This window comes from Cyclobacterium sediminis (assembly GCF_054781075.1).
Genome location: NZ_BAAGVC010000017.1, coordinates 79,726 through 96,536, shown reverse-complemented (window position 1 = coordinate 96,536; position 16,811 = coordinate 79,726). Strand labels below are relative to the sequence as shown.

13 protein-coding genes are annotated in these 16,811 nt (G+C 39.5%); 9 read left to right on the top strand and 4 right to left on the bottom strand.

What is annotated here, in order from left to right; translation table 11 throughout:
* Positions 1 to 128: 128 nt before the first annotated feature.
* From ACYVHJ_RS15155 to ACYVHJ_RS15130, 6 genes are all read left to right on the top strand, one after another.
* The gene (locus ACYVHJ_RS15155; RefSeq protein ID WP_339903967.1) at positions 129 to 758 is read left to right on the top strand and encodes an L-threonylcarbamoyladenylate synthase; all 630 of its coding nucleotides are present in this window, start codon (positions 129 to 131) and stop codon (positions 756 to 758) included.
* Between the two features lie 63 nt (positions 759 to 821).
* Entirely contained in the window at positions 822 to 1,451 is a 630-nt protein-coding gene (locus tag ACYVHJ_RS15150; protein ID WP_460516152.1) for a WbqC family protein, read from the top strand.
* Between the two features lie 90 nt (positions 1,452 to 1,541).
* Positions 1,542 to 4,067, top strand: a complete 2,526-nt coding sequence (locus ACYVHJ_RS15145; protein WP_460516149.1) for an ATP-dependent Clp protease ATP-binding subunit — start codon at positions 1,542 to 1,544, stop codon at positions 4,065 to 4,067.
* A 207-nt stretch (positions 4,068 to 4,274) separates the two neighbouring features.
* Positions 4,275 to 5,204: a hypothetical protein gene (locus ACYVHJ_RS15140; RefSeq protein WP_460516146.1), complete on the top strand. Its 930-nt coding sequence runs from the start codon at positions 4,275 to 4,277 to the stop codon at positions 5,202 to 5,204.
* Between the two features lie 212 nt (positions 5,205 to 5,416).
* Complete coding sequence (locus ACYVHJ_RS15135; RefSeq protein ID WP_460516143.1) at positions 5,417 to 6,763, top strand: DegT/DnrJ/EryC1/StrS family aminotransferase; 1,347 nt, start codon at positions 5,417 to 5,419, stop codon at positions 6,761 to 6,763.
* Between the two features lie 31 nt (positions 6,764 to 6,794).
* Positions 6,795 to 8,087: an NHL repeat-containing protein gene (locus ACYVHJ_RS15130; protein ID WP_460516140.1), complete on the top strand. Its 1,293-nt coding sequence runs from the start codon at positions 6,795 to 6,797 to the stop codon at positions 8,085 to 8,087.
* 39 nt (positions 8,088 to 8,126) lie between these two features.
* On the opposite strand, the gene ACYVHJ_RS15125 is transcribed toward ACYVHJ_RS15130, so the two are convergent.
* Both ACYVHJ_RS15125 and galE read right to left on the bottom strand, forming a co-directional pair.
* Positions 8,127 to 10,409: a GH92 family glycosyl hydrolase gene (locus ACYVHJ_RS15125; protein WP_460516136.1), complete on the bottom strand. Its 2,283-nt coding sequence runs from the start codon at positions 10,407 to 10,409 to the stop codon at positions 8,127 to 8,129.
* An 8-nt stretch (positions 10,410 to 10,417) separates the two neighbouring features.
* Positions 10,418 to 11,437 carry a UDP-glucose 4-epimerase GalE gene (gene galE / locus ACYVHJ_RS15120; protein ID WP_339904230.1) on the bottom strand — a complete coding sequence of 340 codons (1,020 nt, stop codon included), beginning with the start codon at positions 11,435 to 11,437 and terminating at the stop codon, positions 10,418 to 10,420.
* Positions 11,438 to 11,915: 478 nt separating this feature from the next.
* On the opposite strand from galE, the gene rpsU reads away from it, so the two are divergent.
* The 3 genes from rpsU to hpf are packed head-to-tail and all read left to right on the top strand — an operon-like array spanning position 11,916 to position 13,389.
* Complete coding sequence (rpsU, locus tag ACYVHJ_RS15115; protein ID WP_014020953.1) at positions 11,916 to 12,110, top strand: 30S ribosomal protein S21; 195 nt, start codon at positions 11,916 to 11,918, stop codon at positions 12,108 to 12,110.
* 57 nt (positions 12,111 to 12,167) lie between these two features.
* On the top strand, positions 12,168 to 13,052 hold the full coding sequence (locus tag ACYVHJ_RS15110) for a site-specific integrase (RefSeq protein WP_460516131.1): 885 nt from the start codon (positions 12,168 to 12,170) through the stop codon (positions 13,050 to 13,052).
* 31 nt (positions 13,053 to 13,083) lie between these two features.
* Positions 13,084 to 13,389, top strand: a complete 306-nt coding sequence (hpf, locus tag ACYVHJ_RS15105) for a ribosome hibernation-promoting factor, HPF/YfiA family (RefSeq protein ID WP_339906174.1) — start codon at positions 13,084 to 13,086, stop codon at positions 13,387 to 13,389.
* Positions 13,390 to 13,444: 55 nt separating this feature from the next.
* Here the strand turns inward: hpf and ACYVHJ_RS15100 are convergent, their stop codons facing one another.
* Positions 13,445 to 15,097 (bottom strand): ArnT family glycosyltransferase, encoded by a 1,653-nt coding sequence (locus tag ACYVHJ_RS15100; protein WP_460516128.1) that lies wholly within the window; start codon positions 15,095 to 15,097, stop codon positions 13,445 to 13,447.
* Positions 15,098 to 15,400: 303 nt separating this feature from the next.
* Positions 15,401 to 16,495, bottom strand: coding sequence for a Gfo/Idh/MocA family protein (locus ACYVHJ_RS15095; protein ID WP_460516125.1), 1,095 nt, complete (start codon positions 16,493 to 16,495; stop codon positions 15,401 to 15,403).
* Positions 16,496 to 16,811: the final 316 nt, after the last annotated feature.

Genomic DNA, 16,811 nt, shown 5'->3' with positions numbered 1-16,811 from the left:
ATGCTTTTTATGAAAAATAAATTATATTTAAAATTGATACTTGGCTTTTATTTTGTGGTATAATTGGTTTAATTTAAGCATAATTAAAAGCAGTGTATTGGCCTGTCCAAAGCTAAGTTGAATAAAATATGGCGGCGGTATTTATTAAATTGTATCCTGAAAACCCTGATCCTAGAAAGATTAGTCAGGTGATTGATGTTTTGCAAAAAGGGGGTGTGATTATTTACCCAACCGATACAGTTTATGGCATGGGTTGTGATATATTCAATCAAAAAGCCATTGAGCGGATAGGATTAATTAAGGGAGTGAAACCAAAGAAAGAACATTTTTCTTTTATTTGTTATGACCTCAGTAATATTTCTGAGTATACCAGATCACTGAGTACTCCCGTTTTTAAATTAATGAAAAAGGCACTTCCGGGTCCCTTTACATTTATATTGGCTGCGAATAATAAAGTGCCTAAATTGCTAAATAGCAAAAAGAAAACAGTTGGGATAAGAGTTCCTGACCACAGTATACCACGCCTACTTGTAAAAGAGTTGGGCCAGCCCATTTTAACCACTTCTATCCGAGATGAGGATGATGTCATTGAGTACAGCACTGATCCTGAACTTATTTATGAAAAGTACAAGGACCTAGTGGATGTTGTCATTGACGGTGGCTATGGAAACAATGTTGCCTCCACAGTGGTGGATTGTTCCTCGGATCAAATTGAAGTTTTAAGGGAAGGATTGGGGGAAATTTCGGAAATAATTTGATAATTTCTTCGTTTCTTTTGCCGGTGGCATTTCTTGGGATTAACTTTCGGGAAACCGAATAAGATGACCAAGGAAAGTAAGGTATTGACGACCGATTTATTGTATTTGCCTCCTCTGGCATATTTTGTTGCAATAAATGGAGCCAGTGAAGTTCATGTATATGCCGATGCGGTACTCAATAGGCAATCCTATGCAAACAAAGCAGAGGTACTTCTGGCCAATAAAAGGGAAACCCTCACTGTGCCGGTACATGGTTTAAGAAAGAGGCTTGCAATAAAGAATGTGAAAATAGATTACCATCAGAAATGGTTGAATGTTCACCTGAGAGGAATCAAAAGTGCTTATGGGAAATCACCATTTTTTGAGTATTTTTATGATGACTTGGAACAAATATATTTGCGAAAGCCTGAATTTTTAATAGATTTAAACTTGGAATTACTGACACTTTGTCTTAAGTTTTTACGATGGAATGTCAGTTTGGTAGTAAAGGAGAAAGTAGAGAACAGGAGCCAAGAAAACGATTTGAGGGGCTTAATTCATCCTAAGTCATTGATAGACAAGGGTAAAATTTATAAACCATCGCCCTATGTACAAATTTTTGGCGCAGACTTTGTTCCTAACCTCTCCATTGTGGATTTGTTGTTTTGTGAAGGTCCGGCAGCTAATGAAGTTTTGAACCTTTCCCGAAAGTAATTGAACAATAAGTGAAATAATTGTGTTTAATAACAAGTTCATTTGTATTAAATTGAGATTGAAATATTACCATAATAAAGGAAAGATATAATGGAAGCAAAATTTTCAAACAGAGTAAAAGAGGTGATCTCTCTTAGCCGCGAAGAAGCTTTGCGCTTGGGTCATGATTACATCGGTACAGAACACCTCTTGTTAGGAATGATTCGTGAGGGTGAAGGTGTAGCTGTTTCCATTCTAAAGAAATTGGGTGTGCCATTGGACGAGTTGAGGAATGCGGTGGAGCGGGCAGTAAAAGGTACGGCCAATCACAACGTGAAAAATCTTGCCAATATTCCCCTGACAAGACAATCAGAAAAAGTACTAAAAATAACTTATTTGGAAGCTAAGATTTTCAAAAGCCAATTGATAGGTACAGAACATTTGTTATTGTCAATTTTAAGGGATGAGGACAATATTGCTACGCAAATCCTTCAGAAATTTGACGCAACCTATGATACGGTGAAAGAAATGTTGGAATTTCAAACAGACCAAACCCCTAGGTCTGGTACTGAAGCCGATGATCCCGATGAAGAAGGTTCTAAATTATTTGGTGCCTCAGGCGGTGCTTCCGGAAGTTCTAAAGGTACTACCGAAAAATCCAGAACTCCTGTTTTGGATAATTTTGGAAGGGACCTTACTCGAATGGCCGAGGAAGACAAACTTGATCCAATCATAGGCAGGGAAAAAGAAATAGAAAGAGTTGCTCAGATTCTTTCCAGAAGAAAGAAAAACAATCCTATTCTAATTGGTGAACCTGGGGTGGGTAAAACAGCTATTGCCGAAGGCCTAGCCCTAAGAATTATCCAGAAAAAAGTTTCCCGGGTTTTGTTCAACAAACGAGTAGTAACGCTGGATCTTGCCTCACTTGTTGCTGGAACCAAATATAGAGGGCAGTTTGAGGAGCGTATGAAAGCCGTGATGAACGAGTTGGAAAAATCTCCAAATGTGATCTTATTTATTGATGAGTTGCATACTATTGTAGGCGCCGGTGGGGCCAGTGGTTCTTTGGATGCCTCCAATATGTTCAAGCCGGCACTTGCCAGGGGAGAAATACAATGTATTGGTGCCACTACTTTGGATGAATACAGACAATATATTGAAAAAGATGGGGCTTTGGCCAGAAGGTTTCAAATGGTAATGGTTGATGCCACCTCACCTGAAGAAACGGTTCAAATCCTTGAGAATATCAAAGATAAATACGAAGACCATCACAATGTATCCTATACACCGGAAGCAATCCAGGCCTGTGTCAATCTTTCTGATCGATACATCTCAGATCGTTTCCTGCCGGACAAGGCCATTGATATATTGGATGAAGCAGGAGCCCGGGTACATATCAACAATATTCATGTTCCTGAAAATATTCTTAAACTCGAGGAAGAGGTTGAGAAAATTAAAATAGAGAAAAACAGGGTTGTAAAAAGCCAAAAATACGAAGAAGCGGCTCAACTTAGAGACAAGGAGAAAAAGCTTCTAGAGCAATTGGAAAATGCCAAAGCCAAGTGGGAAGAAGAAAGCAAGACCAAGCGTTATGCGGTTGAAGAGGACAATGTAGCCGAGGTAATTGCCATGATGACAGGCATACCTACCCGAAGAATTGCCCAAAATGAAGGAGCGAAACTTCTGAATATGGGAGAAGAACTGAAAGGTAAGGTTGTCGGGCAAGATGATGCCATCAAGAAATTGACCAAAGCCATACAGCGGACAAGGGTGGGATTGAAAGATCCTAAGAAACCTATCGGCTCCTTTGTATTCTTAGGTCCTACCGGGGTAGGTAAGACTGAATTGGCAAAAATGCTTGCCACTTATCTGTTTGACAAGGAAGATTCACTTGTGAGAATTGACATGTCGGAATACATGGAGAAATTCAGTGTTTCCCGATTGGTAGGAGCGCCTCCGGGCTATGTAGGATATGAGGAAGGTGGGCAGCTGACAGAAAAAGTTAGAAGAAAGCCTTATTCTGTAGTCTTACTGGATGAGATCGAAAAAGCACATCCTGATGTATTCAATATCTTATTACAAGTATTGGACGATGGGGTTTTGACAGATGGTCTTGGCAGAAGGGTAGATTTTAGAAACACCATCATCATCATGACTTCCAATATTGGAGTTAGAGACTTAAAGGATTTTGGTGCAGGCATTGGTTTTGCCTCCAAAGCAAAAGAGGAGAATATGGACGAGGTAATGAAGTCCACCATTCAAAACGCGCTTAAAAAGGCATTTAGCCCTGAATTCTTGAACAGATTAGATGATGTAGTGATATTCAATTCTTTGAACAAGGAACATATCCATAAAATCATTGATATCAATTTAAAGAAACTGTTTGCCAGAATTACTGATCTGGGTTATACCATTGAGCTTTCAGAAAAAGCAAAGGATTTTCTCTCAGAAAAAGGATATGACAAACAGTATGGTGCTAGACCTTTGAATAGAGCCATACAAAAATATTTGGAAGATGCCCTTGCAGAAGAAATCCTTAAAGGAGAATTGTCTGAAGGAGATGTTATTCTTGCAGATTATTCAGGAGAAGGGGATGAGCTTGAAATTAAAGTAAATAATAAAGAGAAAGCTGATTAAAATTGGTCGTGTATTTCTTTAAGAAAAGGACAGTGAATGGCACTGTCCTTTTTTGTTTTTATGGCTAATTAATATTATCTACAGGGAGATTTCACTTGAACCTTTTCGTCGGCCATCGGGTTATTGATTATTATAATTGTCAGATAAGCAGCGAATACCAAGTTAAAGTTTGATTAATTTGAACCATGAGTTAAAAATATTACCCCAATGAGCTTTTTTATCGAAATGCTTCTAAAATTATTTTTTTTACTTTCAATCATACCTTTTTTACTTTCTGAAAAACTTCAGAAAAAGTATGACATGAAAATCAATGCTCAGATAGACTATGCTTTGTTTTCAGGGCCGGAAAAAGTGGCACTGATTGGAGAGAAATTTATTGAAGAGACCAGCGGCATGGCCGTTTCAAGAAAAAACCCTTCCTGGATTTATGTTCATAATGACAGTGGAGGAGAGCCTGAGGTTTATATTTTAGACACCTTAGGGACTTACCTGGGGACCTTGAAAATCGAAGGAGTGAAAAATCGGGACTGGGAAGATTTGGCCATGGGACCGGGGCCCCTAGATGGAGAAAACTACCTGTATATTGGAGACATAGGTGATAATTTTGGCAGGGAAGAGGAGTTAATCATTTACCGGGTTCAGGAACCCGATCAGCTAGATAGTGAAATAAGTGTAAAACCCGAAATAATTAAGCTAAGGTATCCGGATGGACCAAAAGATTCAGAAACCTTGCTGGTGGACCCAATTAGTGGTGATCTTTTTGTGTTGACCAAAAGGGAGTCCAAAAACACGCTTTATAAAGCAACGAAGGATTTATTGATTGATGGAAATGCTGTAGAACTGGAAAAAGTTTTGCAATTGCCTGTCACCCTCTCTGTTGGGGGAGATATTTCTGCAGATGGTTCTCAAGTGCTGATAAAAAATTACTGGGTGATTTACTACTGGTCCAGGATGGAAGGGGAGACTTTAGAGGAAGCACTTTCACGAAAAGCCGTTTTGTTGCCCTATGAGCCTGAGCCACAAGGAGAAGCCATTGCCTTTGAACCGGAAGGGGAGACCTATTTTACATTGAGTGAGAAGAAATTGCGAATAAATCCGGTTTTGTACAGATATGATAAAGCCAAAACTGGAGATTGACAGCCAGTAAATAGGTGCAATTAGTGATTATGTTTTTTCTGCAAAATTTGTCTTCAAAATGATGGGTTGTGTGAATATTTTCGATTCAGCTTAATAAAAAGGGTGCTATAAAGAGCCAAATATTGGGAAAAAATGTATTATTGAAAGCTTTACCATTTATCATCAGGTTTTCTCCTCCTTTTTGTATAATTTCCCTTAATAAATCATCGAATATGAAGTATACGAGAAGAGATTTTGTTAAAACCAATGCCGTTGTAGGTACTGGAGCCTTGATGGGTTTCAATTTTACTATGACAAATGTGAAACCTGCACTGACAGGTGGCAAGCCTGTGCGTACCGCCTCTTGGCCAAGTTGGCCAAAGTGGAATCCTGACACGGATGAACCTAGGGTATTAGAAGTATTAAGGAGCGGGGTTTGGTCCAGGTCTGAAGTAGTGCAAGCGTTTGAAAATATATGGGCTAAAACTACAGGATCAAAAAGATGCGTGACTGTCGTTAACGGTACCAATGCGCTTATAGCCTCATTAACACAAGCTGGCATAGGTGGTGGAGATGAAGTGTTGGTTTCCTCATATACCTTTATTGCAAGTGTAGCGGCCATACTACAGACGGGAGCAATGCCTGCATTTGTGGATTCAGATCCTGAAACTTTTCAGCTTGACCCTAAAGAAATAAAGAAGAAAATCAACAGCAAAACCAGGGCAATTTTGCCGGTACATATTTTGGGCTTGCCGGCAGATATGGACAGAATCATGTCCATTGCCAAACAAAACAACCTGATTGTTGTGGAAGATGCATGCCAAGGTTGGTTGGCAGAATATGACCATAAAAAAGTAGGCACCTTTGGTCTTGCCGGTTGTTTTAGCTTTCAGAATTCCAAAAATTTACCCATGGGAGAAGGAGGTGCCATCGTAAGCGACAACGATGAGTTTATGGACAAGTGCTTTTCTTACCATAACTATGGGTACCCATATGGATCCCTGGTTGGGGCTGTTAACCAAGGAGCTGTTATGGCAGGAACTAAACTCAGGCTAACGGAGTATCAGGCGGCCATTGGCTTGAGTCAATTGGAACGGTTGGATGATGAAACAAGATTGAGAGAGACCAATGCAAGCTATCTTAAAGAACAGTTGGAAGGCATTCCCGGGATTAGCACTTATGTCCTGTACCCAAAGGTTAATCGGGCAGTTTTTCACCTTTTCCCTTTCCGGTTTCATAGGGAAGGGTTCAAAGGGCTATCCAGAGATGTTTTTATAAAAGCTTTGCGAGCAGAGGGAATCCCCTGCAGTAGTGGCTACACTCCCCTGAATGATAAACTGTACTTAAAAGATGCTTTTAATTCCAAAAATTACCAGCGAATGTATCAGGCGGAAGAATTGGATTTTGAGAAATTTGTAGCTGAAAACCAATGTCCTATAACGGATAAGCTGTGTAACGAAGAGGCCATATGGTTGTCTCAGCGCATGTTGCTGGGGAGCCGCACTGATATGGACGATATAGCCAATGCCATAAAAAAGATTCATGAAAATGTAGAAGAATTACTTACCTATAAAGGATAATTTAATACCATAATTAAAATTGAACAAACCATTGAAATCAGAAAATAATAAAGAAGGGCTATTGGCACAAGCCTACTATTCAGGCTTTGAATTGGCCCATGACACTTACCAGGCCATGAGTTGTGCCTCAGACGGGAAGATTTACTATGTATTGTCCTCGGAGTCTGTAACCAAAGCCGGTCAACTGTACAGCTTTGATCCGGAGACTGAGAAGATAGAATGGTTAGCTGACCTTTCAGAGGCTTCCGGAGAAGGGGATAGCAATACCTTACCACAAGGAAAAAGTCATGTTCCTTTTTTTGAAAAAGAGGACAAATTGTATTTTGGAACCCATATAGGTGTTTATGAAATGATTGATGATATGGAGCGACTTCCCGTAAATCCAATGGATGGGGTCGCACCTTATTTGGGAGGACATTTCTTGAGTTTTGATATGAAGACCAAGGAGATAGAAGATCTTGGAATTGTTCCAGATGGAGAAGGGGTGTTAACCATGACCATGGACACCAAGCGAAATCAGATTTATGCACTTACATGGCCAAGCGGTAATTTTCTACATTTGGATTTGAATACCTCGAAACTAAAAGATTTCGGTCCAATTTCTGAGAAAGGTGAAGCTGGGATTGTAGGAGATGACTATAGGGTTTTGTGCAGGTCATTATTGGTTGTTCCGGATACCGGTAACCTGTATTATACCACCTCCAAAGGAGATATTTTCAGCTATAATCCCGAGAAAGAGGAGGGGCCTTCAAAGCTGCTTGACGTTCATATGAGAAGGGATTATTTTGGAGAGTATGATCCTAAAGTTCCCGGTAATATGGGCTACAATTGGAGAAGGATATTTTGGCATGAGGAAGATAATGTGGCATACGGGATTCATGGCAACTCCAATTACCTTTTTAAATTTGACCCGGAAAATGCAAAAATTGAACTACTGGACAGGCTTTCTTCGCTTCCTTCTAAAAGAATGGGAATGTTTGATCAGTTCAGCTATGGCTACCTGGGCTTTGACTTGGGGCCGGACAAAGAAACCTTGTATTACCTTACAGGAGGCCCATTAAGTGATAGACCCCCCATTGATGGAGCCAAGAAAATTGCCAAAGGTGCGGCCAAAGAGCTGGAAAATTTACATTTGGTAACCTACCATTTGCCTACAGGCACTTACAAGGATCATGGCCCGGCTTTTTATGAAGATGGAAGCATCCCTACTTATGTAAATGCCATAGCCATTGATAAAAGCAAAAATGTCTATACCATGGCAAGAATGCAAATGCCATTTGGAGAGATTCAGGATTTGGTGAAAATTCACTATCCTAAATCATAAAAAGATAAAAAAAGGAGCCTATTTTAGGCTCCTTTTTAATTATTTACTTTTTGAACTCATTATTAATTTTATCAGTCCTCCTTTGACAAGATCTTCATGCCTTAGTCCGATACCTTCGATCGTTTGACCATTGAAGGTTTTCTGAGAAAGATAATAATTGTTCGGTCCATTGTTTTCTGCCTGAATGGTGATTGACTTTCCGGGATAGTATTCTTCATTCAAGTGAATTACGGCTTTGTCAAAGATAGGGCTTCCCAATTCATAGATGGGGTTTTCTTCAGTGCCGGCATTCATCTGAAACAATCCCAGTTTCATCAACACGGCCAAAGAACCCATAAGTCCTTGGTCTTCATCTCCATTGAAACCGCTTTCGGGAGATAGCCCAGAAAATGCTGCCTCCAATACTTTTCTTGACCAATATTGTGTGAGATCAGGCCGGTCCAAATAATTGAATATATAAGCCGTCTGAATGGAAGGTTGATTTCCATAATTAATCGGAATTCTACGGTACTCGGGATGGGTTTCTACAGAATGGGAGGTTCCAGATGTAAAGCCCAGTTTTTCAGCCTTTTCAAATTGTTCGTTCAGTCGAGCAGCAGCTTTTTCTTTTCCACCCATTAGGCCGGCCAAACCTTCTATGTCATGGGGTACAAACCAAGTGAATTGCGCTCCATTGGCCTCTACATAACCTTTGGCATAGTTGTAGGGATCAAAGGGGTTGGCCCATTTTCCATCTACATTCTTAGGCCTGATCCAGCCACTTTCCGCATCGTAGAGGTTTTGGTAATTTTTTGAACGTGCCAAAAAATTATCAGCATCCTCTTTTTTGCCTAAAGCAAGTGCGAGTTGCGCAAGAGTCCAATCCTGATAACTGTACTCCAAAGTTTGTCCGGCACCTTGTTCATGTCCTCCAAAACGGCCTCTTGGGTTAGGGTAAGGAACGTAGCCCATTTTTATATAGTCTTCCACATTACCTCCTTTAGCAGTTTTGTGCTCATAACCTGACCTGCTCATCATTCCTCCGGGCATATGGTTTTTACGGAGTCCCTCGTATGCCTTGTCAATATCAAATCCTCTGATTCCTTTTTGGTAAAGCCCTACAAACAGTGGGGTGCTAGATGCACCGGTCATGACATAGGTGTAATTGCCTCCTGAAGGGCCCCGTGGAATCAAACCTCCATCTTGGTAATATTGAAGCAAACTGTTGGCAAATTCTTCAGCTATTTCCGGATATACCAAGCCCCACAATACATTAATGGTCCACTGAGCACCCCAAAAAGAATCGGAATTAAAGTGCCTAAAAAGTGGCTTTCCTTGGTCATCTACTGGCAATTGACCAACCCGGAAAGATGTTCCGGTATTGTCCGGGTAAGCACCATTTACATCACTAATGGTCCTTCTTCCTTGAAGAGATTTCCATAGATCTGTATAAAAACGCCTTTGTTGCGTTACTGTATTACCTTCTACTTCAATACGACCGAGAAGTTCGTTCCAAACCTCTTGGGTTTCTTTGACCACCTTGTCAAAATCCCAATGAGGAAGTTCTTCTTTCTTATTTAAGGCTGCATTTTCAGGCTTAGTATAAGAAAGTGCTACTTTCATTTGTAAAGGCTTTCCCTTACTTTTTCCAAAGCTCACTATTTTATGTGGAGAATCTTCAGACTCCACCCAATCCACTATGGGTTGATCAAACTCGACTTGGAAATAAACAGTCAAAGTGTTGGGCCTTCTGGATGTAGGGGAATTGGTGACTTGCCCTTCCAGTAGATATGGTGAAATTTGTTTTAAACTTCCATCGATCATTTTACTGGGTCCTAACACTCCTTCTAAATGGAATAAAATGGCCTGATTTTTATCTTCAGGAAAGGTGTACCTATGTAAGCCTACACGTTGGGTAGCTGTTAATTCTGCAGAAATACCATAGCGTTTTAGAAAGACTTTGTGGTAACCGGGCATTATGGTTTCCAAGTCCCTGTCGTAAGTAGAGTAATAGTCTGCCAGCAGATCCTCAGGAGCTGCATCAAAACTGACAGGCATCACAGAAACGCCGGACATTTGCCAGGCATGAATATGACTGAAACCTTTTACTGTATCCGAATTATACCTGTAACCACTTCCCCAAGCACCGTCAATTTCGTGATCAGGGCTTAAGTTAACCATTCCAAAAGGTCTGGTGGCGGCACTAAAATAAAACCATCTTGAGTTAGCGGCATCCAAAAGAGGATAGACTTTATCAATAGGTTTAGGTTCTGGGTTTAATTGGAATCCCATGGATGGGATTACCAATAAGATTGTTAATAAATTGACTAGGAGTTTTAGCATATTGATAGCTATTGTTTTTTAGAAAGTGCCAATTGCCAGTTCCAGCTGTCTCTTAGCGCTTCCTCCAAATTGAATCGGGCTTTCCAGTTTAATTCATCGTTGATTTTTGCTGTATCAGCCCAAACTTTAACCACGTCACCAGGTCTTCTGGGGCCGATTTTATAATTGAGGGGTTTACCACTTACTTTTTCAAAGGCCTTGATCACATCCATTACTGTGTTTCCATTACCGGTTCCCACATTGAAAATATCATAGAAAGGGGCTTCTTTTCCTTTAAGATGTGAAATGGCTTTTACATGTGCTTCTGCCAAATCCATTACATGAATATAATCCCTTACACAAGTACCGTCTGGGGTATCGTAATCATCTCCAAATACAGTCAATTCTTTCCTTATCCCTACACCTGTTTGGGTGACAAAAGGAACGAGATTAGAGGGAACTCCTAAAGGTAATTCACCTATTTCAGAAGATGTATGCGCACCAATCGGGTTAAAATACCTCAGGGCAATAGCGGATAAAGCAACCTTACTATTTACCTGATCCACTAGGATGTCTTCGCAGATCTTTTTGGTATTTCCATAAGGGCTTTCTGCTTTTTTCCTTGGTGTGGACTCTTTGACGGGGAGTTTGTCGGGCTGACCGTATACAGTACAGGAAGAAGAGAATACCAGGTTTACCACATTGTGTTTATTCATGGTTTCCAAAAGAACCACCAAACTACTGATATTGTTGTGATAATATTTTAAAGGAAGCATTGAGCTCTCACCTACAGCCTTGAAGGCAGCAAAATGAATCACTCCTGACAGTTTGTTTTCAGTAAAAATGCGGTCCATTAAAGCAGCATCGTTACAGTCTCCTTCGTAGCAAAGGATGTCCTGACCTGTGATTTTTTTTAATCCATCTAAAGCGCTTTTTTCTGAGTTTGAAAAATCATCGATGATGATGGGCTGGTAGCCGGCTTCCAAAAGAGCCACCGCCGTATGGGAACCTATATATCCGGCCCCACCAGTTATTAAAATATTTTCCATGCTCAAATATAAAGTTTTATCCTATTCATAGAAAGAAATCAAACTTAATATATCATGGGATGATTGCCCAATATATTATTTATGCCAAAGGAGGAGGCTTCAGAGGATTTATTGATTCAGTTATGCTTTTCTTCGAGCTATGTATTCATCGAGGGATGGAAGGCTTTATTTGACTAGGAACTTAGCATACATGATGGAAGGAAATCAGTTGATAGGACTCGGGATCCAAATGGGTTTCCGGTTTTGCTTTAAGAAGAAAAGGGAAATGGCAAGAGAACTATGCGGTTTACAAAAAAAAAACAGCAAAGCGCTGGCTTTGAATGTAAATGAGCGAGGCAGGTCTAAAAGGTTGGATTAGCCTTTATGTTGGCTATGTTGTACTGATAATAATTCGGAGAATTCTCTAATGGTTTTGGTGTTTGTTTTGGGGTGTCAATAAGTTTCTCTACCTTTGCAGGCTGAAAGGAGGTGTAATTATATGATCGTAGTAAACGTAAAAGAGAACGAATCTATCGAAAAAGCGCTAAAGCGTTTCAAGAAGAAGTTTGACAAAACTGGAGTCATCCGTGAATTGAGAAGCAGACAGGCTTTTGAAAAACCTTCTATCACTAGAAGAACAGAAGTAATTAAAGCAGCTTACAAGCAACGCATGCAAGAAGAAGAAGGTAAATAAGAAAACCTTTCTTTTTCAGAAAATATTGAGCATATTGATGTTTTATAAGACATCAATATGCTTTTTTCATTTATCAGCTATCTTGAACACGAGAAAAGAGTAAGCCGGCATACCATTTTGGCTTACCAAAAAGACCTGGACCAGTTTATGGAATTCATAAACACGGCTTTTGGTATGGCTCACCCTGAAGAGGCAGGTCATGCAGAAATTAGGGCTTGGATGGTTGACCTTATTGAAGATGGACTAGAAGTCGCTACAGTCAACAGGAAAATGGCCACTTTACGGTCATTTTATAAATTTTTATTGCGGTCTGAAATTATCAGTAAAGACCCTACTTTTAAAATCCGCTCCTTAAAAAAAGGGAGAAGCCTGCCCGCATTTATTCAGGAAAAGGAAATACAGACTTTATTAGAAGAAAGTAATTTTGCTCAAGATTTTGAAGGACAGCGAGATCGGATGGTCTTGCAAACCTTGTATCTCACCGGAATCAGGTTGTCTGAATTAATAGGTTTGGAGTGGTCTTCCGTGGACCTTAGTCAGTTACAAATAAAGGTTTTGGGAAAAGGTAAAAAATTTAGAATAATACCCATTTCCGATAGCCTTAGGAACGCCATTCTACTGTATAAAAAAGTTTTTGAAGATAGTTTTTCTATTCCAAACGAAAATGATTTCTTTATCGTTAAATCAAATAGAGAGCAGGCTTACCCAATGATGATTTATCGAATTGTAAAGAAATATTTAAATCTTTTTGTCCGAAACACCAAAAGTAGTCCTCACCTTATGAGGCATACCTTTGCTACTCATTTGCTTAATAAAGGAGCAGACTTAAACGCTGTCAAAGATCTTCTGGGCCATGCAAGTCTTGCTGCAACCCAGGTTTATACTCATAATTCTATTGAGAAACTTAAGGCTGTGTATGAACAAGCACATCCTAAAGCTTAAATTAAAGTTTAACTTTTAAACGTTTATTATTATGAAATTACAAATGCATTCAATTCGTTTCGTTGCTGATCAGAAATTGATCGATTTTATCCAGAGAAAAGCGGATAAACTTGACACCTATTTTGATCAAATCATGGATGGAGAAGTGTTTATGAGGTTGGATAAAAATGATAAGAGTGAAAATAAAATCGTTGAAATCAAACTGAATGTACCCGGAAAACAATTTTTTGCAAAAAGTCAAAACGACTCTTTTGAAGCTGCAGCAGACGACTCAATAGAAGCCCTTAGAAGGCAAATTAAAAAGCACAAGGAAAAGCTTGTTCTGGCCAAACAATAAATAATTGGTCATTTTAATATAATGAAAGGGTTGCTTATGGCAACCCTTTCTTAGTTCATACAGGAGACCTATCTATCCAATAATACTTTTTCCCCCATTTTATTTTCTCCTCAGCTGTGTTGCCGTTAATGATGGCCATTATCATCTCATTAATATATTTGGGATCCCAGTTTACACTAATTATCTCGCTTTGAGGAAACCTGTTTTCTAGCTTTTTTAGGTTGGGTTCGTCACAGATGATGTAAGCATAACTTTCAGGAACCTCATCAATGGAAGCAAATGTCTTCATTATATAATCGGGTCCTAGCCCTATTCTAATTTTACTGGCATAGTGAAGGTTCCCCAAAAAGGCAATTTTGCTGTTTTTAGGGATCTCATGGTTTTCAAAATAGGACTGAACTTGTCTCCCTTGGTTAGGAATGGACAATGGGTGAGTAATGATAGAAATGGATAGAAATAGCATTAAGATGGAGAGTCCAAGTGTTTGCAAGGGATGGTCAAGCTTTTCGGATCTCTTCCATAAGAACAAACTTAGAGCAAGGGCAATAAACCATTGGAAATAGATCCAGAAAGGCCCACCTAAACCCAAATGGGCAAAAAGGCCCACGGCTAATACCAGCCAGTTTATGGCCAAAAATAATCTGCTCCAAATTTTCATACCTTTATTCGAAGCAGGGTTTTTTCTGATCAATATACCGGCCAATAGGACGGCAGCCATGGGGGTCACCGGAAGCAGGTAGCGCTCATAAAATGTGGATACCATAGCAGTCATGCCGATAATGGATAAAACCCAAACAACTGCAAAGCCATAGATGGCTTTGTCTTGATCAAAAGTGGCTTTAAATCCAGCCACAACTCCTTTTAGTCGTAAGCCGATCCAAGGAATAAAAAGTAACACCATTAAGAGGACTGCAAAAACAAAATGTCTCACAATCATCCATACCCTATTTCCCACACGCATGCCCACTTGATCTTCAATAAAAGAATCTAGATAAACAGGGCCAAATTTCAAATACATGGCAATAAACCAAAATAGGGCAATAAATAAACCAATCCCAATGGCGGGGAGATACAAAAGTTTGGTGATTTTAATGCGGTTCCAGGGGTTAAATATCATATAAGCCATGGCTACAAAGCCCAAGGCTGCTGCCGGTAACCCTTTGGTTTCAAAGGCAAAAGCCAATCCCAAATAAAAAAACCAAAGGTATCTTTTAGGACTGTCGTTACCATACTTTAATAATCCGGTAACTCCTAGGGCTGCCAGTGTCATAAAAAAGGCCAGCAAAATATCAGGAATCGACCGGGTGCTACTAAAAATGATAATAGGGTGCGTTGCAATGATCCAAGCAGACCAAATAGGGAGCTTTGGGTTTTTGCCAATTATTTTTGCAATCTGATATACCAAAGGGATGATGCCGGCACCAAATAACAAGAACAATATTCTTGAAGAATAGGCCGCAACTCCCAGGGTTTTAAAGCCGGCAAGAACAAACCAATAGGTTAAGATTGGTTTTTTAAACCTTAATTCACCATTTCCTAGATATGTCGTAAGAAAATCTCCATTTTGCATCATCCGGATAGCCGCATCGGTATAATACATCTCATCCGGATAGTGTAAATGAAAATCTAAAGCGAATGGGCCGACCAAGACCAGAAAGGCGATCATGGGGAAGCCGTAGGAATTAATCCATTCCGGAGTTTTATTCATAGCTAAAAATTGATAAGAAGTAAAATTAAAAAAATAAAACGCTTGAATAGGCTATTCTAATCAAAAGTACTTTGAAAATTTTTGATCGGTATAATTTTTTCTGTTGAGGGGGCGGTTTTGGACTATATGTGTGGATATTGTGTGCGTCAGAAGATAGCAGTATTGTAACCTCCTTAGGCCACAATACTGCTGGTTTTAATGGATACGCCTGTTGAGGCGCAGTTTTACATCTATCAAATCAAATGAATCATAATTTCTAGGGTAGATGCGTATTTCGAGTACCTACAGAGTTTGGTGGTTGAACTATAATTTGACCCTTTTTCCCTTTTCGGCCGATTTCAATATGGCTTCAACTATTTTTATATCCCGAAGCCCTTCTTCTCCGGGCACCATAGGAGCTTTATTTTCTATAATGGCCAAGGCGTCATCATCCATTTGTTTGGTTTGCTGCCATGGGACTTCATAGCTATGATTAATTTTACCCAATGGGCTTTCTCCTTTAGCTCCTCCATAACTAGAATAAGGTTTCAAGTCGATGTCTCCTTTTTCACATTCTACGATCATAAAATTGGTTCCTTCTGCAAATGTGGTTCTAATGTCAGCAAATACTCCACCGGGGAACTCCAGTTTGGCTGTTACTTCGTCCGCAAGCCCATCTTTATAGATTTCCGGTCTGGTGGAGATTGCTTTGGCTGAATGTACAGCTATGGGCTCCATATTTGTTCCCAATCTTGCACCCTGGATGGCGTATACGCCCATGTCATAAATAACCCCGCCTCCCATTTCTTTTTTCTGTTTCCAATGGTCGGTCCTATTTTCTCTATAGCCGGCTTCGCAGTTCACATATTTTACCTTGCCTAGCTTTTCTTCTTTTATAATTGACCTGTACTCTTGGGTATTTGGTTCGTGATGTAAACGATAACCGATTGTAAGCTGTACATTATTCTTTTTACAGGAATTGATCATGTTTTGACATTCTTTGCTTGTTACAGCCATAGGTTTTTCACACCATACATGTTTTCCTGCATTGCTTGCCCTAACCACATATTCTTCATGCATGGATGGTGGAAGCACCACATAAACAACGTCAATGTCGGGGTTGTCAGCAATGGAATCAAAATTTTCGTAGTTGTATATGTTTTTTTCAGGGATCTGGTATTTTTCTTTCCAGGCAACAGCCTTTGAAGGAGTTCCAGTGACAATCCCTGCCAGGTAACAATGTTCCGTCTCCTGTAAAGCAGGTGCCAATAAGTCTGTGCTATAATAACCTAGGCCGACAAGTGCTACGCCGAGCTTTCTTTTCTTTTCGGATGCCAGCAAATGGTAAGGATTCATCAAAGCCAAACTACTTCCTAAGGCAAGTGATTTTAGGGCATTTCTTCTGGATTGCAAGTTCATTGGGTTCGGTATTTTGTATGGGTTAAAATCTTAAATGAAAATAAAAGACAATCTGACAAAACTGTATTTTTCTTTTATGATTAAAAAAACGAAAGAAATTCCATTTGATGAAATAATGGAATCTTCCCCAATAGAAATCAATTCTATTGTGTATTGCTATTTTAAGTTGTCATAGCACTCGTTTTGGATTAAATATAGGCAAATTTGTCTTCCCTTCAAAAAGAACACTAAGTTGTTAATATTAAAAATAATGATTTTTTAATAATAGGTTTTAAGGCTTCCATTTGTCATAGCTTTTAAAAAGCCTTAATTTCGT

Bases quoted from the DNA above. Each gene is read 5' to 3' on its own strand.
- ACYVHJ_RS15155 (WP_339903967.1), top strand. From the start codon at position 129: ATGGCGGCGGTATTTATTAAATTGTATCCTGAAAACCCTGATCCTAGA.
- ACYVHJ_RS15150 (WP_460516152.1), top strand. From the start codon at position 822: ATGACCAAGGAAAGTAAGGTATTGACGACCGATTTATTGTATTTGCCT.
- ACYVHJ_RS15145 (WP_460516149.1), top strand. From the start codon at position 1,542: ATGGAAGCAAAATTTTCAAACAGAGTAAAAGAGGTGATCTCTCTTAGC.
- ACYVHJ_RS15140 (WP_460516146.1), top strand. From the start codon at position 4,275: ATGAGCTTTTTTATCGAAATGCTTCTAAAATTATTTTTTTTACTTTCA.
- ACYVHJ_RS15135 (WP_460516143.1), top strand. From the start codon at position 5,417: ATGAAGTATACGAGAAGAGATTTTGTTAAAACCAATGCCGTTGTAGGT.
- ACYVHJ_RS15125 (WP_460516136.1), bottom strand. From the start codon at position 10,409: ATGCTAAAACTCCTAGTCAATTTATTAACAATCTTATTGGTAATCCCA.
- galE (WP_339904230.1), bottom strand. From the start codon at position 11,437: ATGGAAAATATTTTAATAACTGGTGGGGCCGGATATATAGGTTCCCAT.
- rpsU (WP_014020953.1), top strand. From the start codon at position 11,916: ATGATCGTAGTAAACGTAAAAGAGAACGAATCTATCGAAAAAGCGCTA.
- ACYVHJ_RS15110 (WP_460516131.1), top strand. From the start codon at position 12,168: ATGCTTTTTTCATTTATCAGCTATCTTGAACACGAGAAAAGAGTAAGC.
- hpf (WP_339906174.1), top strand. From the start codon at position 13,084: ATGAAATTACAAATGCATTCAATTCGTTTCGTTGCTGATCAGAAATTG.
- ACYVHJ_RS15100 (WP_460516128.1), bottom strand. From the start codon at position 15,097: ATGAATAAAACTCCGGAATGGATTAATTCCTACGGCTTCCCCATGATC.
- ACYVHJ_RS15095 (WP_460516125.1), bottom strand. From the start codon at position 16,495: ATGAACTTGCAATCCAGAAGAAATGCCCTAAAATCACTTGCCTTAGGA.